A 23934-nucleotide genomic window follows, 5' to 3' on the forward strand; every position below is an offset into this window, starting at 1 on the left:
CGCGGCGAAACGGGCGGATGGGACGGGATGCCCAACACTGCCGCCCCATCGCGGCGCCGAGCGGCGCCCGCCGCAGCGATCAGAAATAGAGGTCTTCGGACGCGAGGTCCGTATAGAGACCCGCCACCTCCTCGGCGTAGCCGTTGAAGAGCAGCGTCGGGATCTCCTCGTCGGTGCCGAGGGGGCGCTCCATCGCCTGGCTCCAGCGCTTGTGCGGCACCTCGGGGTTCACGTTGGCCCAGAAGCCGTACTCGTTGCCGGCGACGTCCATCCAGAAGGAGCTCGGCCGCTCGTCGGTGAAGGTGAAGCGCACCAGCGACTTGATGGACTTGAACCCATATTTCCACGGCAGAGCGAGGCGCAGCGGGGCGCCGTTCTGCTCCTCGACGGGCTTGCCGTAGGCTCCGGTCACGAGGAAGGCGAGCGGGTTGGTGGCCTCCTCGATCGTCACCCCCTCGACGTAGGGCCACGGATACCAGGTCTGGCGCTGACCGGTGGCGACGTCCGGATCCTCGAACGTCTCCATGCGCACATAGCGCGCCCCGGACGTGGGCTTGGCGTAGTCCACCAGCGCCGCCATCGGGAAGCCGGACCAGGGCACCACCATCGACCACGCCTCCACGCAGCGATGGCGATAGACGCGCTCCTCGAGCGGCATGGCGCGGATGAGGGTGTCGATGTCGACGGTCCTCTCCTCCTCCACCATGCCGTCGAAGGTCACGCTCCACGGCCGGATCTCGAGCGCCTGCGCCGCATTGAAGATGCGTTTGTGCGAGCCGAACTCGTAGAAATTGTTGTACGTCGTCACCAGCTCTTCCTTGGTGATCGGACGCATCGGCGTATAGGCATCGTTGCGCGGCACGGGGTAGAGGTCGGCGGTCGGGTCCACCTCCGCATCGGGCTCCGGCCCGCCGCCGCCGAGCAGACGGTCGAAGAAGTTGGCATGGGCCGGCCCCGCGGCAGCCGCGGCACCGATCATGCCGAGGCCGGCCGCCTTGATCAGCGCACGGCGCTGCCGAAACAACGGCTCGGGCGTGACGTTCCGCTCGTCGAGGGCCCAGCGAGGTTTGGAACGAATGAACATGACCCACCCCTTCACACGATCTTCGCACTCCGTCGCCAAGGTATCGGTGCGGGTGGTATCCTCAAGTCAAGCTTGCGTTAGAAGGACGTCATCCGAGGCAGACACATGACCGACCCGGTAGCGCGTTGAGTGGTCAAATGAAAACAATAAGCGCTCGTCGCGCTGTACCGGCCGTTCTCCTGTGCGTCATGGTCGGCCTCTTTCTCGTCGTCGGCACGATGGTGTCCTCGGTGATCCTCGCCTCGCTGGCGCTCGCCGCGGTGCTCGTCGTGGCCGGGCCGGTCCGCGCGGAGGAGATGGAGACGGCCGAGGCCGTGTCGGCCGACACCCAGGCGATCCTCGACGCCTCGCCGGACGCCTGCATCGTGCTCGCCGGCGACGGCACCATCTTGTGGGCGAACCGTGCCGCCAACGACCAGTTCGGCCAGTTCACCGCCGGCACGCCCTTCTCCTTCGCGCTGCGCGTGCCGGAGCTGATCCGGGCGGTGGAGATCGCGAGCCGCTCCGGCTTCACCGAGCGGGCCCGCTGGTCGGAGAAGGTGCCGACGAGCCGCTGGTTCGAGGCCTTCATCTCCCCCTTCAGCCTCACCGGCGGGCCGGTCGGGCGGCACAACGCCATCGCCGTCTTCGTGCGCGACCTCTCCGAGCAGAAGCGGCTGGAGCGCATGCGCGAGGACTTCGTCGCCAACGCCAGCCACGAGCTGCGAACGCCGCTCGCCGCGCTCACCGGCTTCATCGAGACACTGCAGGGCCCGGCCCGCGACGACCCCAAGGCGCGCGAACAGTTCCTCGCCATCATGCGCGAGCAGGCGGACCGGATGAAGCGCCTCACCGACGCGCTCCTGTCGCTGTCGCGCATCGAGATGCGCGCCCACGTGCGCCCCACCGAGTCGGTCGACCTCGCCGAGACCGCCCGCTACGCCGTGGAGATGATGCGCTCGATGGCCGACGAGCACGGCGTGGCGCTCGAACTCGCGATCGACGAGGAGCCGCTGATGGTGCGCGGCGATTCCGACGAGCTCGTGCAGCTCGTCGACAACCTCATCGAGAACGCCATCAAATATGGCGGCGGCGGGGGCCGCGTGCACGTCAGCGCACGGCGCGGCGAGGCGGACGACACCGCCGTCATCGCCGTGCAGGACTTCGGCCGCGGCATCGCCCCGGAGCACGTGCCACGCCTGACCGAGCGTTTCTACCGCGTCGACGTCGAGGAATCGCGAGCCCGGCAGGGCACCGGACTGGGCCTTGCCATCGTCAAGCACATCGTCGCGCGACACCGTGGTCGCCTCACCGTCCGCTCCGAATTGGGGGCCGGATCGACCTTTTCCGTCAGACTTCCCCTGTCATCCACCAAGGCGAAAGTTGGATGACGATATTTTTCCATTTATTTTCAATTACTTAATACGTCATGGAAAGTTCACTGAAGTGACACGATAGGTTCGAACAGCCCCCATAGTGGATGGGTCGGCAAGCGGCACGGACGAAGTCTCCGGCGTCACCGCATGCAGTGAAATCTGATCCCAACCGAGGGGAGTTCCTCCGTGAAGCTCAACACCATCGCGAGCGTCGCCGCGCTGGCCGCCGCTGGCGCGCTCATGGCCACCAACGCCTCCGCCCAGTCGCGCGACACCATCCAGATCGCCGGCTCGTCGACCGTCCTGCCGTTCGCGAGCGTCGTGGCCGAAGAGTTCGGCAACACGTTCCCGGAGTATAAGACCCCGGTCGTCGGCTCGGGCGGTTCGTCGGGCGGCCTGCGCCAGTTCTGCCAGGGCGTCGGCGAGAACACCATCGACATCGCCAACGCTTCGCGCCCGATCCGCGCGAAGGAGATCACCGCTTGCGCCGAAGCCGGCGTGAACACCATCATCGAAGTGCGCGTCGGCTATGACGGTATTGTCTTCGCCTCCGACGCCTCGACCGGCCACTTCGAGCTGACCCCCGCGCAGATCTTCGAGGCGATCGCCGCGAAGGTCCCGCAGGACGGCGAGCTCGTCGACAACCCCTACACCAACTGGAACGAGATCGACGGCTCGCTTCCGGACCAGGAGATCACCCTCGTGATCCCGGGCACCAACCACGGCACCCGTGAAGTGTTCGAAGAGAAGGTCGTCCTGCCCGGCTGCGAGTCCTTCGACGAGATCGAAGCCCTTGGCGACGCCGCCGAAGAGACCTGCCTCTCCTTCCGCCAGGACGGCCGCGTGATCGAGGTCGCCGGCGACTACACCGAGACCCTTGGCCGTCTCGACGCCCAGCCGAACGCCGTCGGCGTGTTTGGTCTCTCCTTCTACGACCAGAACCGCGACCGCCTGCAGGTTGCCACCATCGACGGCATCGAGCCCTCGCTGGAGACCATCGCGTCGGGCGAATATCCCGTGTCGCGTCCGCTGTTCTTCTACGTGAAGGGCGAGCACATGGGCGTCATCCCGGGTCTTGAGGACTACGCGATGTACTTCGTGTCCGACCAGGTGTCGGGCGCCGGCTCGCAGCTCGAGGCGATGGGCCTGATCCCGCTGTCCGACGACGAGCGTGCGGCTCAGATGGAGAAGATCCAGGCGAAGACGCCGGTCACGGCCGACTGATCGACCCCGCTCGGCGCCTCGCTGCGCCCGTCCGCGGCTCGCCGTCCCCTGGGGCGGCGGGCCGTTTCGCTCCGGCCGCCCGCCGGCGCGCGCCTCGACGCTGCTCCCCTCCCCCGCCAAGCGAAGGTGGATAGCCACCCGTGAATACGCTGATCGTCATCGCCGTCATCCTGATCGTGCTCAGCCTCGTCTACCAATGGGGCGCCTCGACCAGCCGATCCGTCGCTCGCTCCGCGGGCGTGAAGATGCACTCCCGCCCGGTCTATTACGGCCTTCTCCTCGTCCTGTGGTGCGCCATTCCCGCCGCGGTGGTGTACGTCCTCTACAGCCTCTTCGCGCCGACGATCATCAACAGCATGATCCTGTCCTACCTCCCGGCCGACGTCGCGGGCGATCCGCAGGCTCGGGTGAGCGCCATGAGCCGCATCCAGAACCTCGCCTCCGGCTTCGGCGCGCTCGGCGACGTGCCGGACTACGAGCGCCAGGCCGCCCGCGCGCTGACCTCGCTGCGCTGGACCGCCAACCTCGCCATCGTCGCTCTCGTCGCCGTGGTGGGCGTGCTCGGCACGCTGTTCGCCCGCAGCCGCATCGGGCCGGAATATCGCGCCCGCAACCGGGTGGAGTGGGCCATCAAGGCGCTGCTCATCACCTGCTCGGCGATCGCCATCCTCACCACGGTCGGCATCGTCCTGTCGGTGCTGTCGGAGGCGCTGCGCTTCTTCACCTTCGTCAACCCGATCGACTTCTTCTTCGGCACCGTCTGGAACCCGCGCTTCTCCTCCACCGGATCGGGCGGGCAGGGCGACTTCGGCCTCCTGCCGCTCCTGTGGGGCACGATCATGATCACCATCATCGCGATGCTCGTCGCGGTGCCGGTGGGGCTGATGGCGGCAATCTACCTGTCCGAATATGCCGGGGCGAAGTTCCGCTTCATCTCCAAGCCGCTCCTCGAAGTGCTCGCCGGCATCCCCACCATCGTCTACGGCTTCTTCGCTCTCGTCACGGTGGGTCCATTCTTCTCCGGCATCGGCGCGGCGCTGGGGCTCGACGTGCAGGCGACCAGCGCCTTCACCGCCGGCATCGTGATGGGGATCATGATCATCCCCTTCGTCTCCTCGCTGTCGGACGACATCATCAGCCAGGTGCCGCAGACGATGCGCGACGGCTCCTACGGCCTCGGCGCGACGCGCTCGGAGACGATCCGCAAGGTCATCCTGCCCGCGGCGCTGCCCGGCATCGTCGGCGCGTTCCTCCTCGCCGTCAGCCGCGCGGTGGGCGAGACCATGATCGTGGTGCTCGCCGCCGGCAACAGCCCGGTGCTGACCGCCAACCCGTTCGAGGCGGTCTCCACCGTCACGGTCACCATCGTGAACCAGCTCACCGGCGACACCGACTTCGCGAGCCCGCAATCGCTCGTCGCCTTCGCGCTGGGCCTCACCCTCTTCGTCATCACCCTCTGCCTCAACGTGGTGGCGATCTACATCGTCAAGAAATACCGCGAGCAATACGAGTAGTCCGATGGCCAGCACCGCTGAAACCCCCGCGCTCGCAGGCGCGCCGTCGCCGCGCTCCAATCGCGACGTCGTCGAGCAGAACCTCGCCCGGCGCCATCGCAACGAAGCGATCTTCCGCTTCACCGGCCTCGGCGCGATCCTCGTGGGCATCGCCCTCGTGGGCGTCCTGTTCGGGTCGATCCTGATCAAGGGCGTCCCCGCCTTCACCCAGGCGACGATGACGCTCGAGGTCGACTTCGACCCCGAGATCATCAACATCCCGGAGCGGCCGGTGCTGCAGGCCAGCCAGTCGGTCGCCGAATACGAGCAGGCGCTGTTGAGCTGGCGGCGCCGTCTCGCCTTCGTCAACTGGAACAAGGTGATCCAGGCCTCGCTCGCGAAGGTGCTGCCCGCCGCCGCCGACAACGCCCGCGACGCCGCCGGCATGATCGCGAGCGGCGAGCGCATCAAGCTGCGCGACATGGTGGAGGCCGATCCCTCGATCGTCGGCACCACGCAGGCGGTGTCGCTGGTCGCCGCCGCCAACGTCGACGTCTGGCTGAAGGGCAACATCGACCGCACCCTGCCCCAGCACATGCAGCAGCTCTCCAAGCTGCAGCAGGAGTGGTCGGACGAGCTCTACCAGCGCGGCGTCATCTCGATGGCATTCTCGACGGCCCTCTTCACCAACGTGGACTCCCGCTCCTCCCCCGCGACCGCCGGCCTCCTCGGCGCCATCGTCGGCTCCGTGATGATGATGCTGATCGTCCTCGTGGTCGCGGTGCCGATCGGCGTGATGGCGGCGATCTATCTCGAGGAGTTCGCCCCGAAGAACCGCTTGACCGATCTCATCGAGGTCAACATCAACAACCTCGCGGCGGTGCCCTCCATCGTGTTCGGTCTGCTCGGCGCGGCGGTGTTCATCAACTTCCTGGGGCTGCCGCTGTCGGCGCCGATCGTCGGCGGCCTGGTGCTCTCGCTGATGACGCTGCCCACCGTCATCATCGCCTCGCGCGCCTCGCTGCGGGCGGTGCCGCCGTCGATCCGCCAGGCCGCGCTCGGCGTCGGCGCCTCGCCGATGCAGGCGATGTTCCACCACACCCTGCCGCTCGCCGTGCCGGGCATGCTGACCGGCGCCATCATCGGCGTCGCCCAGGCGCTCGGCGAAACGGCGCCGCTCCTGCTCATCGGCATGAACGCGTTCGTCGCCTCCGTGCCGTCGACGCCGATGGAGCAATCCTCGGCCCTGCCGGTGCAGATCTATCTGTGGCAGGGCAACGAGCTGCGCAACTTCTTCGAGGCGCGCACCTCCGCCGCCATCATCGTGCTCCTGGCGGTGATGATCACCCTCAATGCCCTCGCCATATTCTTGCGCAATCGCTTCGAGCGCCGCTGGTAGACGAGACGAGAAGGACTAGACCCATGAGCGCTGTCGCCGCAGAGGCCTCGACCGGCCGCTACGAAACCATCCGCATCGCCGACCCCGTCGCCCGGCCGACCAAGATCGCGGCCAAGGAGGTGTACGTCCACTACGGTGCGAAGGAGGCGCTGCACCACGTCTCCATCGACATCCCGGCACAGGCGGTCACCGCCTTCATCGGCCCGTCCGGCTGCGGCAAGTCCACCTTCCTGCGCTGCTTCAACCGGATGAACGACACCATCGAGAACTGCCGCGTCGACGGCGTGCTCGACATGGAGGGCGAGGACCTCAACGACCACTCGCTCGACGTGGTGCTGTTGCGTGCCCGCGTCGGCATGGTGTTCCAGAAGCCGAACCCGTTCCCGAAGTCGATCTTCGAGAACATCGCCTACGGCCCGCGCATCCACGGCGTCGCCCAGGACAAGGCACACCTTCAGGAGATCGTCGAGACCAGCCTGAAGAAGGCGGGGCTCTGGGAGGAGGTGAAGGACCGCCTCAACGAGCCCGGCACCGGCCTCTCCGGCGGTCAGCAGCAGCGGCTGTGCATCGCCCGCGCCATCGCCGTCAGCCCCGAGGTCATCCTGATGGACGAGCCCTGCTCGGCGCTCGACCCCATCGCCACCGCCAAGGTGGAGGAGCTCATCGGCGAGCTGCGTCAGAACTACACCATCATCATCGTGACGCACTCGATGAGCCAGGCGCAGCGCGTCAGCCAGCGCACGGCCTACTTCCATCTCGGCTATCTTGTGGAAGAGGGACCAACCGAGTCTATTTTCAACAATCCTCAGGAAAAGCGGACCAAAGATTACATAACGGGCGTCTTCGGCTGAGCGGGACGCCCGCTATGCGTCAAGGAGTGAACGAGTGGTGCAGTCCATGGGTAGCCGGCAGCGCGAGCTGCAGACGCTGGCAGGCGAGATCGCGGAGATGGGCGGTCTCGCCGAACGCCTCGTCATGGAGAGCGTCACGGCGCTGACGCGGATCGATCCCGCCCGGGCGCGGCGCGTGATCGCCGACGATCAGCGCCTCGATGCGATGCAGCGGCGGGTGGAGAACCATGCGGTGGAGCTGATCGCGGCCCACCGCCCGACCGACAAGCCCCTGCGCGAGCTGGTGGCGGCGCTGCGCATCTCCTCCGACCTCGAGCGGGTCGGCGATCTCGCGAAGAACAACGCCAAGCGCGTGCTCGCCATCGAGGGGCGGGCCCATCCCCCGCGCGTCGCCCTCGGCGTGGAGCACATGTCCGACATCGCGCTCGAGCAGCTGAAGTCGGTGCTGGACGCCTTCACCAGCCAGGACCTTTCGGCCGCGCTCGACGTGCGCAACCGCGACGACGAGGTCGACGCGATCTACACCTCGATCTTCCGCGAGCTCCTCACCTACATGATGGAGGATCCGCGCAACATCACCTTCTGCACCCACCTCCTGTTCTGCGCCAAGAACATCGAGCGGATCGGCGACCACGCCACCAACATCGCCGAGAACATCCACTATCTGGTCACCGGTGAGCAGCCCCACGAGGCCCGCGTGAAAGCCGACACCTCGAGCTACCTGCCCTCCAGCTTTTCCGAGACCCCGCCCGGGAGTGCCTGAGATTGCCTAGGGTGATGATCGTGGAGGACGAGGAGCCGCTCGTTCTCCTGCTGCGCTACAACCTCGAGGCCGACGGCTATGCCGTCGAGACCTGCACGCGCGGCGACGAAGCCGAGCTGCGCCTCCTCGAGGAGCTTCCCGACGTTCTGGTGCTCGACTGGATGCTGCCGGGCCTCTCCGGCATCGAGCTCTGCCGTCGGCTGCGCTCGCGGCCGCAGTCGGAGCACCTGCCCATCGTCATGCTGACGGCGCGCGGGGAGGAGACCGAGCGCATCCGTGGTCTCGCCACCGGGGCCGACGACTACGTGGTGAAGCCCTTCTCGACGCCGGAGCTGATGGCCCGCATCCGCGCCATCCTGCGCCGCTCCAAGCCGGAGGTGGTGTCGAGCATGCTGCGCGCCGGCGACATCGAGCTCGACCGGACCACCCATCGGGTGCGGCGGGCGGCGCGCGAGATCCATCTCGGCCCCACCGAGTTCCGCCTGCTCGAGTTCCTGATGCAGTCGCCGGGCCGCGTGTTCTCGCGCGAGCAGCTTCTCGACGGGGTCTGGGGGCGCGACGTCTACGTCGACGAGCGGACGGTCGACGTCCACATCGGCCGATTGCGCAAGGCGATCAACAAAGGGAAGGCCCGTGATCCGATCCGGACCGTGCGCGGTGCGGGCTACGCCTTCAACGACCAGTTCGCCGCCCGCTGACCGGCGTGGCCCCGTGCACCGGCCTCGATGGCGCCGTGGCGGCGAGACGGCCCGGCGACGCCGCGGCTTCGCCTCAGGCGTTTTCCTTGGGCTTGCGTGCCCGCGCGGGGAAGGCCTGCTCGGCATGCGCCCGGCAGTAGACCTCACCGGCGGCCGTGCGCGCGCCGCAGAAGCGGAAGTTGGCGTCCGACGGATCGCCGATCGGCCAACGGCAGCAGGAATGGGTCAGTTCGAGCAGCGTGACGCCGCCGTGCAGGGAGACGATCTCGGCCTCCGGCAGCACCACCGGGGCCGGAAGCTCGCGCTCGACCACCTTGACCGCGGTGGCGCCCACGGCCATCACCCGCGCCGGCGCCGGCTGGGCGGGTCGCTGCGGCGCGACCGGCGCGCGCTTGGCCGGTGTCCGCGCCTTCGGCGACTTCACCCGCCCCGACAGTCCCAGCCGGTGGATCTTGCCGATCACCGCGTTGCGGCTGACGCCTCCGAGCGCCGTTGCAATCTGCGAGGCCGACAGCCCGTCCGCCCACAATTTCCGCAAGGTCTCGATGCGATCATCGGTCCAGCTCATCGGGTCTACCCCCTTTGTCCACCGGCGACCCACAGCGAATCCACAAGCACACGCCGACATGCGGCGCGAAGCTTCGCGACAATCCGTGAATGCTGTGGGGCACGCGACTCAGTGCCTTGGATGAGCGAATCGTACGAAATTTGGCGAATCAGCGTCTACCGAGGCGGACTCCGCCCGGACTCGAACCTTGCTTTTTCCCCAACCATCGGAAACAAGACGCGCCTGTTCCGCATCAGACACACGATAGATGTGGACAAGACCAGCAAAGGCCGATCAACGCCATGACCGCGAGCTCTCTCTTTCAGACCTACAACCGCGCCAACCTCTCTTTCGAGAAGGGCGAGGGCGTGTGGCTTGAGGGCTCGGACGGGCGACGATATCTCGACATGGGCGCCGGCATCGCCGTGACCGCCCTCGGCCATGCCCATCCGCACCTCGTCGAAAAGCTGCAGGAGGCGGTGGCCGGCGTGTGGCACACGTCCAACCTGTTCCGCATTCCGGAGCAGGAGCGGCTTGCCGACCGCCTGGTGGCGGCGACCTTCGCCGACAAGGTGTTCTTCTGCAACTCGGGGGCGGAGGCCAACGAGGCGGCGATCAAGGCCGCCCGGCGTTACCACTATGTGAAGGGCGCGCCCGAACGCTGGCGCATCGTCACCATCGAAGGCGCCTTCCACGGCCGCACCCTCGGCACCATCGCCGCCGGCGGCTCGCCGAAATATCTCGAAGGCTTCGGCGAGCCCGCGCCCGGCTTCGACCAGGTGCCGTTCGGCGATTCGGAGGCGCTCAAGGCCGCCATCGGACCCGAGACGGCCGCCATCATGGTGGAACCGATCCAGGGCGAAAGCGGCATCCGCCCGTTCGACATCGCAGCGCTCCGGGAGATGCGCCGCCTGTGCGACGACAACGGCCTGCTCCTCATCTTCGACGAGGTGCAGACCGGCGTCGGCCGTCTCGGCACCCTCTTCGCCTATGAGACCATCGGCGTCACGCCGGACATTCTGACGTCGGCCAAGGGGCTCGGCGGCGGCTTTCCGATCGGGGCGTGCCTTGCGACCGACGACGCGGCCTCCGGCCTCGTCGCCGGCACCCACGGCACCACCTTCGGCGGCAACCGCCTCGCCGGCGCGGCGGGCAACGCCGTGCTCGACGTGGTGCTCGCCGACGGCTTCCTCGACGAGGTGAAGCGCAAGGGCCTCCTCGCCAAGCAGCTCCTCGCCGGGCTCGTCGACTCCCATCCCACCGTGTTCGAGCTCGTGCGCGGCGAGGGGCTGATGCTCGGCGTGAAGACCAAGGCGCCGCTCGGCGACGTGGTGGGGGCGGCGCGCGAAGCCGGCCTCCTGGTGATTCCGGCGGGCGATTCCACGCTGCGCCTGCTGCCGCCCCTCATCGTCTCCGACGAGGAGATCAGGGAGGCCGTCAACCGCCTCGATGCGGCGGCGGGCGCGGTGGAAGCCGCAGCACAGAACGGTGCCGGCGCATGACGATCCGGCACTTTCTCGACATCGCATCCAACGAGGCCGCCACGCTCAGGACGATCCTCGACAAGGCGCACCGGCTGAAGGCCGCCGGGCGCACGGCCGTGCCGGTCCTGTCCGGGAACACCCTCGCGATGCTGTTCGAGCGACCGTCGACGCGCACGCGCTTCTCCTTCGATCTCGCGATGCGCGAGATGGGAGGCGACACGATCGTCGCCTCCGGGGCGGAGATGCAGCTCGGGCGCGGCGAGTCGATGGCCGACACGGCCCGGGTGCTGTCGCGCTACGTGGATGCGGTGATGATCCGCATGCTCGACCACGACGACCTGCTGACGTTCGCCGAGAACGCCACGGTGCCGGTCATCAACGGCCTCACCCGCCGGTCCCACCCCTGTCAGATCATCGCCGATCTGATGACCATCGAGGAGCGGCTCGGCGCCATCGGCGAGCGCACCGTCGCCTGGGTGGGCGACGGCAACAACGTCGCCACCACCTTCCTGGAGGCGGCCGAGCGGCTCGGCTTCAAGATGCGCCTCGCGATGCCGGTGGACTTCGCGATCCCCGAGTCGCGCATCATCGCCGCCCGCACCGCCGGCGCCGAGGTGACGGTGACCACGAGCCCCGCCGAGGCGGTCAACGGCGCCGACGTCGTCGTCACCGACGCCTGGGTGTCGATGGGCGACGAGGACGAGGAGCGCCGCCGCGAGACCTTCGGCCCCTATCAGGTCGACGAGGCGCTGATGGGCAAGGCCGCGCCGGAGGCGATCTTCCTCCACTGCCTGCCCGCCCACCGCGGCGAGGAGGTGACCGACGCGGTGATGGACGGCCCCCGCTCCGCCGTGTTCGACGAGGCGGAAAACCGCGTGCACGCCCAGAAGGCCGTGCTCGCCTGGTGCTTCGGCGTCATCTGACGCGCGACCGGAGGGGGTGGCGACGCCCCCTCCCTCACGCCCCCTCTCTCACGGCCCCTTCGCTCACGCCTTCGCGCCGCGCTTGCCCGCACCGATGAGAGGCGCCGCCGCACCGTCGAGCGGCCAGCGCGAGCGCACCCTCGTCTCGATGCCGTCCGCCGATCCCGCCGCCCGCCGCTCGATGGCGGCGTAGGCGATCATCGCGCCGTTGTCGGTGCAGAGCCGCAGCGGCGGGGCGACGAAGGCCGTGCCGGCCCGCTCGGCGACCCCCGCGAGCGCCGCCCGCAGGACCCCGTTCGCCGCGACGCCACCGGCGACGACGAGCGCCGTCGGGGCCGTCCCCGCCTCGGCGGCGAACGCCTCGAGCGCCCTCGCCGCCTTGAGGGTGAGGAGACGGGCCACCGCATCCTGGAAGGAAGCGCAGATGTCCGCGACGTCGGTCTCGGTGAGCGGCGCCGCCCGCTCGGCCGCGAGGCGCACCGCCGTCTTCAGGCCGGCGAAGGAGAGGTCGCACCCCTCCCGGCGGGCGAGCGGGGTCGGAAAGTCGAAGCGCTTCGGATCGCCGGAGCGTGCCGCCCGCTCCACCGCCGGCCCGCCCGGATAGGCGAGCCCCAGAAGCTTCGCCGTCTTGTCGAAGGCCTCGCCGGCGGCGTCGTCGATGGTGCCGCCGAGGCGGCGATAGTCGCCCGGCCCGATCACCGCCACGAACTGGGCGTGGCCGCCCGACAACAGGGCGACGCAGTAGGGGAAGGCGACGCCGTCGGTGAGGCGGGGCGTCAGGACGTGGGCCTCGAGGTGGTTGACGGCGACGAAGGGGAGCCCCGCCGCGCGCGCCACCGCCTTGCCGAAGGTCGCCCCCACGAGGAGGCCGCCGAGAAGCCCCGGCCCGGCCGTCGCCGCCACCGCATCGAGCGCGCCGAGGTCGACACCCGCCTGGTCGAGCGCCTCGGCGGCGACCTTGTCGATGGTCTCGCCGTGAGCGCGCGCGGCGATCTCCGGCACCACGCCGCCATAGGCCTCGTGGAGATCGATCTGGCTCCACACCACGTCGGCGAGGATGCGCGCCGCGCCCGGCCGCCCGGCGACCACGGCGACGGCACATTCATCGCAGCTCGTCTCGATGCCGAGCACCAAGGGTTCCGCCTGCCCGGCGGCTCCTTTATGGTCCATGAGATCGGTCACGTTCGCGGCAAGGTCCTTGTGAAGCCCATCAGAATCGGCACGCGCGGCAGCCCGCTTGCCCTCGCTCAAGCGCAGATGGTGGCGGAGGCCCTCGCCGCCAACGCGATGGGCGAGACGGAAATCGTCGTGATCCGTACCACGGGCGACAGGGTTCTCGATCGCCCGCTGTCCGAGATCGGCGGCAAGGGCCTCTTTACCAAGGAAATCGAGGAAGCGCTGCTCGACGGGCGGATCGACTGCGCCGTCCACTCGGCGAAGGACCTCGAGACGGTGCTGCCGGCCTCCCTCACGATCGGCGCCTTCCTGCCGCGCGAGGACGTGCGCGACGTCTTCATCGGCCGCGACGGCGCCCGCCTCGCCGAGCTGCCCGAGGGGTCGCTCGTCGGCACCGCCTCGCTCCGGCGGCAGGCGCTGGTGCGGCGCGCCCGTCCCGATCTGCGCGTCGCCGTGCTGCGGGGCAACGTCCAGACCCGCCTCGCCAAGCTCGGGGCCGGCGAGTGCGACGGCACCCTCCTCGCCCTCGCCGGGCTGAAGCGGCTCGGCAACGAGAGCGTCGCCAGCGAGATCCTCGACCCTCGCCGCTTCCCCCCCGCCTGCGGCCAGGGCGCCATCGCCGTGGAGATCCGCCGGGACGACGATCGCGCGGTCGACGCCCTCGCCCCGGTCAACGACCTCGCCACCGAGATCGCGCTGCATGCCGAGCGCGGCTTCCTCGCCGCCCTCGACGGGTCCTGCCGGACCCCCATCGCAGCGCTCGCCACGGTGGAGCACAAGAGCGTGAGCCTCATGGGCCTCGTCGCCTCGCCCGACGGCGAGCGGATCGAGGAGATCACCAGCCGCGGCGCCGCCACCGAGGCGGCGGAGATGGGCTATGACGCCGGCAGGCGGCTGCGCGCGCGGGTCGGCGAGGACTTCTTCGCGGGGCTGGTGTGAGCCTCGTCGTCGCCATCACGCGCCCGGAGCCGCAGGCGGCCGACACCGCCCGCCGCGTCGCCGAGGCGGGCCATTTCCCCCTCCTCGCGCCGCTCTTCGAGATGACGCCGCTCGGCGATCCGGGCACGCCCGACGGGATCGGCGCGATCGCCGTCACGAGCCGCACCGGCGCCCGTCTCCTCGCGCACCACCCCGCCTTCCACCACCTGCCGGTATTCGCCGTGGGCGACGCGACGGCGGCAGAGGCCCGCCGCTCGGGCTTTCGCACCGTGCGCAGCGCGGCGGGCGACGTCGACGCCCTCTTCGCCCTCCTCGCCGAGGCCGAGGGTCCGATCGTCCACATGACCGGCGAGGCGCACGCCGGCGACCTCGTGGAGCGCCTCATCGCGCGCGGCGAGAGGGCCGAGCGCCGCATCCTCTACCGCATGGCGCCCGCCGCCGGCCTGCCCGCCGCCGAACGGGTCGATGCGGTGATGCTGTTCTCCCCCCACGCCGCGACGCGCTACCGAGCGCTCGCGACGGAGCCGCCCTGGCGCCACGCGCCGTGCGTCGCCCTCTCCCCCGCCGTCGCGGCGCGCCTGCCCGAGAGCCTCGCCGTGACCGTCGCCGAGGCGCCCACCGAAGCGGCGGCCCTCGCCGCGCTCGCGACCCTTTCGGGGTCCGTCGCAAGTCCGGGCTGAAGCGATGCGTGCCGCCCTCAGCCGCCGCACAGCCTGCCGCGAGGGGAAGCCATGATCCGCGTCCTCGTCATTCTGGGTCTACTCTTCGCCGCCGCGTTCGGGGCGGTGTGGGTCGCCGACCGCCCGGGCGAGGTGCAGGTGGAGTGGCTCGGCCGCTCCGGCACGCTGACGACCAGCGAGGCGCTGACCGTCCTCATCATACTCCTCGCCGTCGGCGTGCTGTTGGTGGAGCTCGCCCTCGCCGGGCTACGGCTGCCCAAGCAGATGGCGCGGCGCGCCGAGGAGCGCCGCCGCGAGCGGGGCTTCGCCGCCCTTTCGGAGGGGCTGGTGGCGGCCGCCGCCGGCGATCGCGCCACCGCCGAGCGCGCCGCAGCCGAGGCCGTGCGCTGGCTCCCAGGCGCCCCTCTCACGGCGCTGCTCGCCGCCCGCGCGGCGCAGCTCTCCGACAAGCCCGGCGCCGCCGAGGCGGCCTTCATGGCGATGACGGAGGACCCCGCCACGCTGGTGCTCGGCCTGCGCGGCCTCTACGACGAGGCGGTGCGGCAAGGCGACGTCGCCGCCGCGCGGGCCCATGCGCGGGCCGCCAACCTCGCCGCCCCGGCGCTCCCCTGGGCCGCCGCCGCCGCGTTCGACGCCGCCACCGCCGAGCGCGACTGGGACACCGCGCTGGAGCTCAACGACGCCGCGATGCGCCACCGTCTCGTCGAGCGGGCCGTCCACAAGCGGCGCAAGGCGGTGCTCCTCCTCGCACGGGCGGAGGAGGTGGCGGCGGAGGATCCGCAAGCCGCCCGGCGCGCCGCCATCAAGGCGCACAATCTCGCGCGCAACCTGGTGCCGGCGGCGGTGCTCGCGGCGCGCCTCTCCGCCGGGCGCTCGCGCCGTCAGGCGATGGGCTTCCTGGAGGCGACCTGGAAGCTCGCGCCGCACCCCGACCTCTTCGCCGCCTATCTCGCGGCCGGCGAGGCGCAGAGTGCGGCCGACCGGCTGAAGCGCGCCGAAGCCCTCGCCGCCATGCGGCCCGACCACGTGGAGAGCGCCCTCGGCGTCGCCGCCGCAGCCCGCGCCGCGCGCGCCTTCGCCCGCGCGCGGGCCGTGCTCGCTCCGATCGCCGAGGCGCGGCCGACCCAGCGCGTCGCCATCGCCATGGCCGAGGTGGAGGCCGCCGACGCCGGCGACGAGGGCCGCGTGCGCGAATGGCTCGCCCGCGCCGTCCGCGCCACCCGCGATCCGGTGTGGATCGCCGACGGGGTGATCGCCGACCACTGGGAGCCGATCTCCCCGCTGACCGGCCGCCTCGACCGCTTCGAGTGGCGCGTGCCCGACGGCGTCGCCGACGCCGCCGCCCCCGCGATCGACCTCACCGCGCTGACGCCGGTGCGCCTTGCGAGCGTCGCCGCCGCGGCCCTCCCCGAACCGCCCGCCGAAGCCGTGCTGACGGCGGCCGGCACGACGACGCCGGAAGCACCGGCGAACGCGGAAACCACCGCTCCGCCGACGCCCGCCCCGCCGCAGCCCGCAACGGCGGCGAGCCCGGCGCCGGAGGAGGCCGCCGCTCCCACCGCGATGCCGCGCCCGTCGGTGCCCGGCGCGCGCTCCGTGCCCTCGTCCTAGACGTGCTGGCCGCCGTTCACGTGGATCTCGGCGCCGTTCACGTAGGAGGAGGCCGGGCTGCACAGGAAGAAGATCGCCTCGGCGACTTCCGACGGCGTGCCGAGGCGACGCAGCGGGATGGCCGCCGCCATATCCTCGGTACCGGGGGAGAGGATCGCGGTCTCGATCTCGCCGGGGGCGATGGCGTTGACGCGGATGCCGTGCGGCCCGAAGTCGGCGGCCATCTCGCGGGTGAGCGCGGCGAGCGCCGCCTTCGACGTGGCGTAGGCGGTGCCGGCGAAGGGATGCACCCGGCTCCCGGCGATGGACGAGACGTTCACCACCGCCCCGCGCGCCACCTTCAACTCCCGCATCAAGCCCCGCCCCAGCATGATCGGAGCAAAGAAGTTCACCTGAAACACCGTGCGCCACAGGTGCATCGGCGTCTCGATGGAATCGAGCCGCTTGCCGCCCTCCCCCTTGGGGCTGATGCCGGCGTTGTTCACGAGCGCGTCGAGCCGTCCGCCATTCGCCGCGAGACGGTGGCGGATCTCGGCGATGGCATCGCCGAGATTCTCCGGATCGGCGAGGTCGACGACGATGTGGTCCTCCTCGCCCGAGGGCCACGGACACTTGTCGGAAAAGGGCTGGCGCGAACAGGTGATGATGCGCCACCCGTCGGCCGCGAAGCGCTTCACGGTGGCATGGCCGATGCCGCGGCTCGCGCCGGTGAGGACGAGGGTCTTGCGGTCGTCCATCGGGTGTCTCCGTGCTTGCACCGCGTCCGCGCTCTTATATCCGAACCTGAAGCCGAGAGCCCGAAAATGCGGCATCATGCGTGGAGCAGGCGATTCGTTCTTCCCCCTAGTCGATTTCCAAAGTGACACCAGCTATCTCTTCGACATGACCCTCCGCTTTCCCATCGCCGATCACTCCGCCGCCCTCGCCTTCGGGGGTAACCGCCTCGACAGGATGTCGGAACGGCGGGAGGACGAGCCCTTCATCGCCGGCATCCGCGGCGATCCGGCGGGGCGCGCCTACCTGTTCGCGAAGGACCTCCTGGTGACGAAGGGGGACGGCGGCGCCTTCGCCTTCACCCGCCCCGAAGCGGAGGCGCTGGGGGTGGACTGGCAGGCGGCCGTGTTCCTCGGGCTCGACGCCGAGGGCCCGCTCTTCGCCGCCGCCATCGCCGCGCCGGCGGAGGACGCCGGCTTCGCCCTCACCAACCTGCGGCCGCTCGCGATCTCCGGCGCGGTGGACGAGGAGCGGCTCGGCCAGCTCGCCCAGGCCTCCTCGATCCTCGGCTGGCATGCGCGCCACGGCTTCTGCGCCAACTGCGGCACCGCCACCACCGTCGCCCAGGCCGGCATGCGGCGCGACTGCCCCAACTGCGGGACCAACCACTTCCCGCGCACCGACCCGGTGGTGATCATGCTGGCGGTCGACGGCGAGCGCTGCCTCCTCGGCCGGCAGACCCGCTTCGTGGAGGGGGTCTATTCCTGCCTCGCGGGTTTCATGGAGCCGGGCGAGACCATCGAGGCCGCCGTCCGCCGCGAGATCTGGGAGGAGGCCGGCATCCGCACCGACCGGGTCGCCTATTTCGCGAGCCAGCCATGGCCCTTCCCCTCCAACCTCATGATCGGCTGCTTCGCCGAGGCGACGTCGTTCGACGTCGACCCGCGCGACAAGGAGCTCGAGGACGTGCGCTGGTTCGACCGGGCGGACATCCTGCCCATGCTGGAGCGCACCCACACCAACTTCGCGACGCCGCCGAAGATGGCGATCGCGCACCACCTTCTGCGGGCCTACGCCATCCACGGCGCGCCGGTGGCGGACGACGCCGCCCTCGGCACGGCCGCGACTACTGCCGGGGCGTTGGCCTGAGCGCGGCGTTCTCCTCCGGCTCGCGGATCGTCTCGCGGAAGGGCGAGGCCGGATAGGTCCCGAGCACGCGCACCTTGGCGGAGAAGAACTCCAGCTCCTCCATGGCGAGGGCGACGTGGCTGTCCTGCGTGTGCCCCTCGATGTCGGCGTAGAAGAGGGTGGCGAAGAACTGCCCGCCGAGCTGATAGCTCTCGAGCTTCACCATGTTGACGCCGTTGGTGGCGAACCCGCCCAGCGCCTTGTAGAGGGCGGCCGGCACGTTGCGCACGCGGAACAGGAAGGACGTCATCGCCGGCGCGCCGTAGGGCATCGGCTCCGCCTCGCGCGCCACCACCACGAAGCGGGTGGTGTTGTGCGCCTCGTCCTCCACGTCGCTCCGCAGGATGTCGAGGCCGTAGATCTCGGCGGCGAGGCGGGAGGCGATCGCCGCCGAGTGGCGGTCGCCGCTTTCGGCCACCTGGCGGGCGGATCCCGCCGTGTCCGCCGCCACCACCGGGGTCAGGCCCAGCGTGCGCAGCGTCCGCCGGCACTGGCCGAGCGCCTGGACGTGACTATAGACGCGCCGGATGTCCTCGATCTTGGTGCCGGGCAGCGCCATGAGCTGGTGGTTGATCGGCAGGAAATACTCGCCGACGAAGTGGACGTCCGCCTGGGGCAACAGGCCGTGGATGTCGGCGACGCGGCCCGCGACGGAGTTCTCGATCGGGATCATCGCATAGGTGGCGCTGCCGCTCTCCACCGCGGCGAAGCAGTCCTCGAACGTCGCCATGGCGACGGCTTCGGCGTCGGGGAACACGGCCTTGGAGGCGATGTGGGAGTTGGCGCCCGGCTCGCCTTGGTAGGCAACCTTGAGGCTCATCGGGAACCGCTCCCGCCATGGCGCGGCTCTTGCAGCGCGCGGCCGCCGGGCCGTGCCACGGAGGGGTTGGGAACGGATGAGGCGAAGCAGGAGGCGAAGCTCACGGTGTCTCTCTCGTCAGCGTGACGAAGGGCAAATCGTTTAGAACGATCACAACCCCCTCGTGTACGATGTGGTCTCATTTGATGTGCTCCAAATCCCACTCTATAGGTGATCGAGCCATCGGTGGGCGATGAAAGGTCGATGGGGGCATCGACCTCTTCCGCTCGCGCTGCTAGCAGCGCGAGCGGGCGGAATAACCAACAAGGGTCTCTGCGGCAATGGACGCGTTCGAACTCAATAAGATCTTGGGCGCCGTTTTGGGTGCGCTGGTGTTTGTGATGGGGCTTTCGGTGCTCTCCGAAATCATTTTCGCACCGCACGGTCTCGACACGCCCGGCTACCTGATCAACATCGACGACTCCAGCGCGGCCGCCGAGGCGCCGAAGGAAGTGCCGTTCGCGGTCCTGCTGCAGCAGGGCGATGCCGGCGCCGGCAAGGCCGGCGCGCGCGTCTGCGGCGCCTGCCACAACTTCGAGGAGGGCGGCCCCAACGGCATCGGCCCGCACCTTTGGGGTGTCGTCGGCCGTCCGATCGCCTCGGCGGAAGGCTTCAACTACTCCTCCGCCCTCAAGGAATATGGCGCCGACAAGACCTGGAGCTATGACGAACTGAACGGCTTCATCCATGCGCCGCAGCAGGACGTGCCGGGCACCATCATGGGCTTCGCCGGCATCAAGAACGACCAGGACCGCGCCAACGTCGTGCTGTTCCTGAAGTCGATCTCGCCGGACGCCCCGCCGCTGCCGGAGCCGCCGGCCGCGGAAGAACCCGCCGCCGACGAGGCCGCGGCCGAAGAGGCCACCGCCGCCGCAGGCGATGCCGAACCCGCCGCCACCGAAGAGGCCGAGCCGGCGCCCTCGGCCAACTGAGGCCGGGCGCTTCCCGCTTCCGAGCGATCATCACCGCAGATGGCGACCCCACGCCTTCCACGCCCCGCTTCGGCGGGGCGTTTGCGTGTGCGGGCGCGCGCGGTGCCGCGCCTTTCGTCGCAGCCACGGCGATCGACGCGGCTGGCGGCCCACCGACGCCGGATTTGCTGGTTTGCATCTCTACAATTTTAGATTTAAAGTCGATCAGACAGCAATTCCTGGCATTACATCTCGGTTAGATCGGGACTCTGCGGGTTGCGAACCACGGCATGACCGATAATCTCCCGAGCGACGGACAACTGGAGGTGTGACATGCGCGCCACGCTCATGGCTCTCGTTCTTGCATGTGCTCCGGCAGCGTTCGCCGTGGCGGACGACGGTGCGCCGGAGCCCGCCTGGAGGCACGCCACCTCGCTGTCCGAATCGCCCCGCTACGACGCGGGGTTCGCCCACTTCGACTACGTCAACACGCAAGCGCCGAAGGGAGGCACGGTGCGCCTCGCCACGCCGGCGGGCTTCGACAGCTTCAACCCCGTCCTCACCCGCGGCATTCCCGCCCCGGGCATCGGCCTGATCTACGATACGCTGATGACACCCTCGATGGACGAGGACGACATCTCCGCGAGCTACGGGCTGATCGCCGAGGCGATGCGCTTTCCGGACGACTTCTCCTGGGTGGAGTTCCGCATCAATCCCGCCGCCCACTGGCACGACGACACGCCGATCACGCCCGAGGACGTCGTCTGGAGCCTCGACGCGCTGAAGGAAGCGAACCCGCGCTACGCCTACTACTATCGCGACGTGGAAAAGGGCGAGGTGGTGGACGAGCACACCGTGCGCTTCACTTTCGCCCGCGCCGGCAATCGCGAGCTGCCACACATCCTCGGCCAGCTCCTGGTGCTGCCGAAGGCGTGGTGGACGGGAAAGACCGCGTCGGGGGCGGAGCGCTCCATCATGGAGGGCACGCTCGAGCCGCCGCTCGGCTCCGGCGCCTACAAGATCGCCCGCTTCGAGCCGGGCCGCTTCGTCGAATATGAGCGGGTGCCGCGCTATTGGGCCGCCGACCATCCGACCCAAGTCGGCAGCAACAATTTCGACACCATCCGCTACGACGTCTACCGCGACCAGACGGTGCTTCTCGAAGCCTTCAAGGCCGACAGCTACGACTTCCGCGCCGAGAACAGCGCCAAGAACTGGGCGACGGGCTACGATTTCCCGGCCGTGGAGCGCGGCGACGTGATCCTGGAGGTGTTCCCGAACGAGGCGATGGGCATCATGCAGGCGTTCGTGATGAACCTGCGCCTGCCGAAGTTCCAGGACGAGCGCATCCGCCGCGCGCTCAACCTGATGTACGACTTCGAGACGCTGAAACGCACGGTCTTCTACGATCAGTACGACCGGATCGACTCCTTCTTCGAAGGCTCCGAGCTCGCCTCCTCCGGCCTGCCGGAGGGCAAGGAGCTCGCCATCCTGGAGGAGGTGCGCGATCTCGTGCCCCCGTCCGTCTTCACCGAGCCCTACACCAACCCGGTGAACGGCACGCCCGAGAATGTTCGCGCCAACGCCCGCGAGGCGGTGCGCCTCTTCCGCGAGGCGGGCTACGAGATCCGCAACGGCAAGATGGTGAACGTGGAGACCGGCGAGCCCTTCACCATCGACTTCATGGACGACAGCCCGACCTCCGAGCGCTCCGTCCTGCCCTACGCCAACTCGCTGCGGCGCATCGGCGTCGATCTCACCTTCCGCGTGATCGATGTCTCGCAATATCAGAACAAGCTGCGCAACCGCGACTTCGAGATGACCACGACGCTATGGGCGCAGTCGCTCTCGCCCGGCAACGAGCAGCTCGCCTACTGGGGTTCGGCCGCCGCCGATTCGCCGCAGTCGGAGAACTATGCCGGCATCAAGGACCCGGGCGTCGATGCGCTCATCCAGAAGATCATCCTGGCGAAGAACCGCGAGGATCTCGTCGCCGCCACCAAGGCACTCGACCGGGTGCTCCTCCACCACAACTACGTGATCCCGCAATTCTACACCTCGGGGATCCGCACCGCCCGCTGGAACCGCTTCGGCCATCCGGACAACATTCCGCCCTACACCACGGGCTTCCCCACCATCTGGTGGTGGGACGCGCAGAAGGCCGCGTCGGTGGGATCGCCTTCGTGAGCGGCCTCACCCGCCGGCGCGTCCTGGCGCTGACGGGCGGTGCCGCGGCCCTCTCCGCCCTGCCGCCGGTCGCCTTCCGTGCCGCCGCCGCCGGCGAGGCGGCCACGACGCCGCAGCACGCGATCACCGTGTTCGGCCCCGCCAAGCACGCCGCCGGCTTCACCCACTTCGACTACGTGAACCCCGACGCGCCCAAGGGGGGCGAGATCCGCCTCCTCCCCGCCTCGTTCGGCTACAATCAGAACCCGCTGACCTTCAACACCTTCAACATGTACATCCTGAGGGGCGACTCGCCGCCCCTCATGCAGCTCTGCCACGGCCAGCTCATGGTGCGCGGCCTCAACGAGCCCGACGCCGTCTACGGCTCGATCGCCGAGAGCGTCACCATCGAGGGCAAGCGCTACGCCTTCGCTCTCCGCCCCGGCGCCACCTTCTCCGACGGCAGCCCGATCACGGCGGACGACGTGGTGTTCTCGCTGGAGACGCTGCGGGCCGACGGCCACCCGAGCCTCGCCCAGCCCCTCTCAGGCGTCGAGAAGGTGGAGGCGGCCGACGAGGCGACCGCGGTCATCACCTTCGCCGAGGGCACCTCCAGCCGCCTGCCACCGCTGATCACGATCTACCCGATCCTCTCGCGCGCCTACTACGAGGCCCGCCCGTTCGCCGACGCCACGCTCGACGTGCCGGTCACCTCCGGCCCCTACACGGTGGGCGACTTCAACCCCGGCCGCTACGTGACCTTCGAGCGGCGGCCGGACTCCTGGTACGAGACCGTCCCCTCGAGCGTCGGCCACTACAACTTCGACAAGGTCCGCGTCGACTTCTACCGCGAGCGCATCGCGAGCTTCGAGGCGTTCAAGTCCGGCCTCATCACCTTCCGCGAGGAGTTCACGTCGAAGATCTGGGCGCTCGACTACAACTTCCCCGCCGTGGAGGACGGCCGCGTCGTCCGCCGCGAGTTCCCCGACGGCCGCCCCGCCGGCGCGCAAGGTTGGTTCATCAACACGCGGCGGCCGAAGTTCGCCGATCCGCGCACCCGTGAGGCGCTGTCCTACGCCTTCGACTTCGAGTGGACCAACGAGCACCTCTTCTACGGCGCCTACGAGCGCACCCAGTCCTTCTTCATGAACTCCGACATGATGGCGACGGGCGAGCCCTCCGCGGCCGAACTCGCCCTGCTCGAGCCCTATCGGGACGACGTGCCGGAGGCGGTGTTCGGCCCGGTCTGGACCGCCCCGGTGACCGACGGCAGCGGCCGCGACCGGGCGTCCCTGCAAAAGGCCAACGCCCTCCTCGCCGCGGCGGGCTGGCGGCGCGACGGCGGCCGCCTCGTCAACGACGCCGGCGAGGCGCTGACGGTGGAGTTCCTCTACGCCCAGCCGACCTTCGAGCGCGTGCTCCAGCCCTACGCGGGCCGGCTGCGCCTCCTCGGCGTGGAACCGATCCTGCGCCTCGTGGAGGCCTCCCAATATCAGCTGCGGATGACCAACTTCGACTTCGACCTCACCACTCGCCGCTTCTCCTTCGAGCCGACGCCGGGCGACGAGATCCGCGAGATGTGGTCGACCCGCGCCGCCGACATGCCGGGCTCGTACAATCTCGCCGGCATCAAGAGCCGCGCCGTCGACGGTCTCACCGAGGCGATGCTCGCCGCCGACACCCGCGAGGGGATGATCGCCGCCGCCCGTGCCCTCGACCGCGTGCTGCGCTGTGGCCACTACTGGGTGCCGCAATGGACCAAGGCGATCCACACCGTGGCCTATTGGGATCGCTTCGGCATGCCCGAAGCGAAGCCCCTCTACGACCTCCCCGTTTCGACCACCTGGTGGTCAAAGGTCTCCTGAGACG

At 69.6% G+C, this 23934-nt stretch carries 21 protein-coding genes; 16 read left to right on the forward strand and 5 right to left on the reverse strand.

The annotated features are described in order from the left end of the window. Positions 1-79 precede the first annotated feature (79 nt). Positions 80-1084 carry a protein-methionine-sulfoxide reductase catalytic subunit MsrP gene (gene msrP, locus JCR33_RS14155; RefSeq protein WP_198882750.1) on the reverse strand — a complete coding sequence of 335 codons (1005 nt, stop codon included), beginning with the start codon at positions 1082-1084 and terminating at the stop codon, positions 80-82. A gap of 137 nt (positions 1085-1221) precedes the next feature. On the opposite strand from msrP, the gene JCR33_RS14160 reads away from it, so the two are divergent. The 7 genes from JCR33_RS14160 (at position 1222) to phoB (ending at position 8867) form a co-directional block, all read left to right on the forward strand. Then, positions 1222-2454, forward strand: coding sequence for an ATP-binding protein (locus JCR33_RS14160; RefSeq protein ID WP_211110305.1), 1233 nt, complete (start codon positions 1222-1224; stop codon positions 2452-2454). 171 nt (positions 2455-2625) lie between these two features. Next, positions 2626-3663 (forward strand): PstS family phosphate ABC transporter substrate-binding protein, encoded by a 1038-nt coding sequence (locus tag JCR33_RS14165; RefSeq protein WP_332461192.1) that lies wholly within the window; start codon positions 2626-2628, stop codon positions 3661-3663. Between the two features lie 140 nt (positions 3664-3803). After that, positions 3804-5177 carry a phosphate ABC transporter permease subunit PstC gene (gene pstC / locus JCR33_RS14170; protein ID WP_332461193.1) on the forward strand — a complete coding sequence of 458 codons (1374 nt, stop codon included), beginning with the start codon at positions 3804-3806 and terminating at the stop codon, positions 5175-5177. A gap of 4 nt (positions 5178-5181) precedes the next feature. Continuing rightward, positions 5182-6555, forward strand: a complete 1374-nt coding sequence (gene pstA, locus JCR33_RS14175) for a phosphate ABC transporter permease PstA (RefSeq protein ID WP_198882751.1) — start codon at positions 5182-5184, stop codon at positions 6553-6555. A 23-nt stretch (positions 6556-6578) separates the two neighbouring features. Beyond that, positions 6579-7406, forward strand: a complete 828-nt coding sequence (gene pstB / locus JCR33_RS14180) for a phosphate ABC transporter ATP-binding protein PstB (RefSeq protein WP_198882752.1) — start codon at positions 6579-6581, stop codon at positions 7404-7406. A gap of 46 nt (positions 7407-7452) precedes the next feature. Next, positions 7453-8169 (forward strand): phosphate signaling complex protein PhoU, encoded by a 717-nt coding sequence (gene phoU / locus JCR33_RS14185; protein WP_198882888.1) that lies wholly within the window; start codon positions 7453-7455, stop codon positions 8167-8169. A 2-nt stretch (positions 8170-8171) separates the two neighbouring features. Beyond that, entirely contained in the window at positions 8172-8867 is a 696-nt protein-coding gene (gene phoB / locus JCR33_RS14190; RefSeq protein ID WP_198882753.1) for a phosphate regulon transcriptional regulator PhoB, read from the forward strand. A 73-nt stretch (positions 8868-8940) separates the two neighbouring features. Here the strand turns inward: phoB and JCR33_RS14195 are convergent, their stop codons facing one another. Further along, positions 8941-9435 (reverse strand): GcrA family cell cycle regulator, encoded by a 495-nt coding sequence (locus JCR33_RS14195; RefSeq protein ID WP_198882754.1) that lies wholly within the window; start codon positions 9433-9435, stop codon positions 8941-8943. A 281-nt stretch (positions 9436-9716) separates the two neighbouring features. On the opposite strand from JCR33_RS14195, the gene JCR33_RS14200 reads away from it, so the two are divergent. Next, positions 9717-10916 carry an aspartate aminotransferase family protein gene (locus JCR33_RS14200; protein WP_198882755.1) on the forward strand — a complete coding sequence of 400 codons (1200 nt, stop codon included), beginning with the start codon at positions 9717-9719 and terminating at the stop codon, positions 10914-10916. Beyond that, positions 10913-11821 (forward strand): ornithine carbamoyltransferase, encoded by a 909-nt coding sequence (argF, locus tag JCR33_RS14205; RefSeq protein ID WP_211110306.1) that lies wholly within the window; start codon positions 10913-10915, stop codon positions 11819-11821. The genes JCR33_RS14200 and argF overlap by 4 nt, the downstream gene beginning before the upstream one ends. Positions 11822-11884: 63 nt before the next feature. On the opposite strand, the gene tsaD is transcribed toward argF, so the two are convergent. Next, the gene (gene tsaD / locus JCR33_RS14210; RefSeq protein WP_198882756.1) at positions 11885-12991 is read right to left on the reverse strand and encodes a tRNA (adenosine(37)-N6)-threonylcarbamoyltransferase complex transferase subunit TsaD; all 1107 of its coding nucleotides are present in this window, start codon (positions 12989-12991) and stop codon (positions 11885-11887) included. Here tsaD and hemC point away from each other — a divergent pair. Genes hemC through JCR33_RS14225 form a run of 3 tightly spaced genes read left to right on the forward strand, consistent with a single transcriptional unit; the run spans position 12983 to position 16227 of the window. Next, positions 12983-13936 (forward strand): hydroxymethylbilane synthase, encoded by a 954-nt coding sequence (gene hemC, locus JCR33_RS14215; RefSeq protein WP_198882757.1) that lies wholly within the window; start codon positions 12983-12985, stop codon positions 13934-13936. The genes tsaD and hemC overlap by 9 nt on opposite strands. Beyond that, positions 13933-14616, forward strand: coding sequence for a uroporphyrinogen-III synthase (locus tag JCR33_RS14220; protein ID WP_198882758.1), 684 nt, complete (start codon positions 13933-13935; stop codon positions 14614-14616). Before hemC ends, JCR33_RS14220 begins: the two co-directional genes overlap by 4 nt. 51 nt (positions 14617-14667) lie before the next feature. After that, complete coding sequence (locus JCR33_RS14225; RefSeq protein WP_198882759.1) at positions 14668-16227, forward strand: heme biosynthesis protein HemY; 1560 nt, start codon at positions 14668-14670, stop codon at positions 16225-16227. Here JCR33_RS14225 and JCR33_RS14230 read toward each other — a convergent pair. Continuing rightward, entirely contained in the window at positions 16224-16964 is a 741-nt protein-coding gene (locus JCR33_RS14230; protein WP_198882760.1) for an SDR family NAD(P)-dependent oxidoreductase, read from the reverse strand. The two genes, JCR33_RS14225 and JCR33_RS14230, sit on opposite strands and share 4 nt — an antisense overlap. 145 nt (positions 16965-17109) lie before the next feature. On the opposite strand from JCR33_RS14230, the gene nudC reads away from it, so the two are divergent. Continuing rightward, positions 17110-18090, forward strand: a complete 981-nt coding sequence (nudC, locus tag JCR33_RS14235) for an NAD(+) diphosphatase (protein WP_198882761.1) — start codon at positions 17110-17112, stop codon at positions 18088-18090. On the opposite strand, the gene JCR33_RS14240 is transcribed toward nudC, so the two are convergent. Continuing rightward, positions 18068-18949 (reverse strand): prephenate dehydratase, encoded by an 882-nt coding sequence (locus tag JCR33_RS14240; RefSeq protein WP_198882762.1) that lies wholly within the window; start codon positions 18947-18949, stop codon positions 18068-18070. The genes nudC and JCR33_RS14240 overlap by 23 nt on opposite strands. A 320-nt stretch (positions 18950-19269) precedes the next feature. Between JCR33_RS14240 and JCR33_RS14245 the strand changes: the two genes are divergently transcribed. The 3 genes from JCR33_RS14245 to JCR33_RS14255 all read left to right on the forward strand — a co-directional run bounded on the left by JCR33_RS14245 (position 19270) and on the right by JCR33_RS14255 (position 23930). After that, the gene (locus tag JCR33_RS14245) at positions 19270-19920 is read left to right on the forward strand and encodes a c-type cytochrome (RefSeq protein WP_198882763.1); all 651 of its coding nucleotides are present in this window, start codon (positions 19270-19272) and stop codon (positions 19918-19920) included. Positions 19921-20232: 312 nt separating this feature from the next. Next, entirely contained in the window at positions 20233-22086 is a 1854-nt protein-coding gene (locus JCR33_RS14250; RefSeq protein ID WP_211110307.1) for an extracellular solute-binding protein, read from the forward strand. Further along, on the forward strand, positions 22083-23930 hold the full coding sequence (locus JCR33_RS14255) for an extracellular solute-binding protein (protein ID WP_332461194.1): 1848 nt from the start codon (positions 22083-22085) through the stop codon (positions 23928-23930). The genes JCR33_RS14250 and JCR33_RS14255 overlap by 4 nt, the downstream gene beginning before the upstream one ends. The last annotated feature ends 4 nt before the right edge of the window (positions 23931-23934 follow it).

The sequence above is a fragment of the Acuticoccus mangrovi genome (assembly GCF_016411865.1).
Classification (GTDB): Bacteria; Pseudomonadota; Alphaproteobacteria; order Rhizobiales; family Amorphaceae; genus Acuticoccus; species Acuticoccus mangrovi.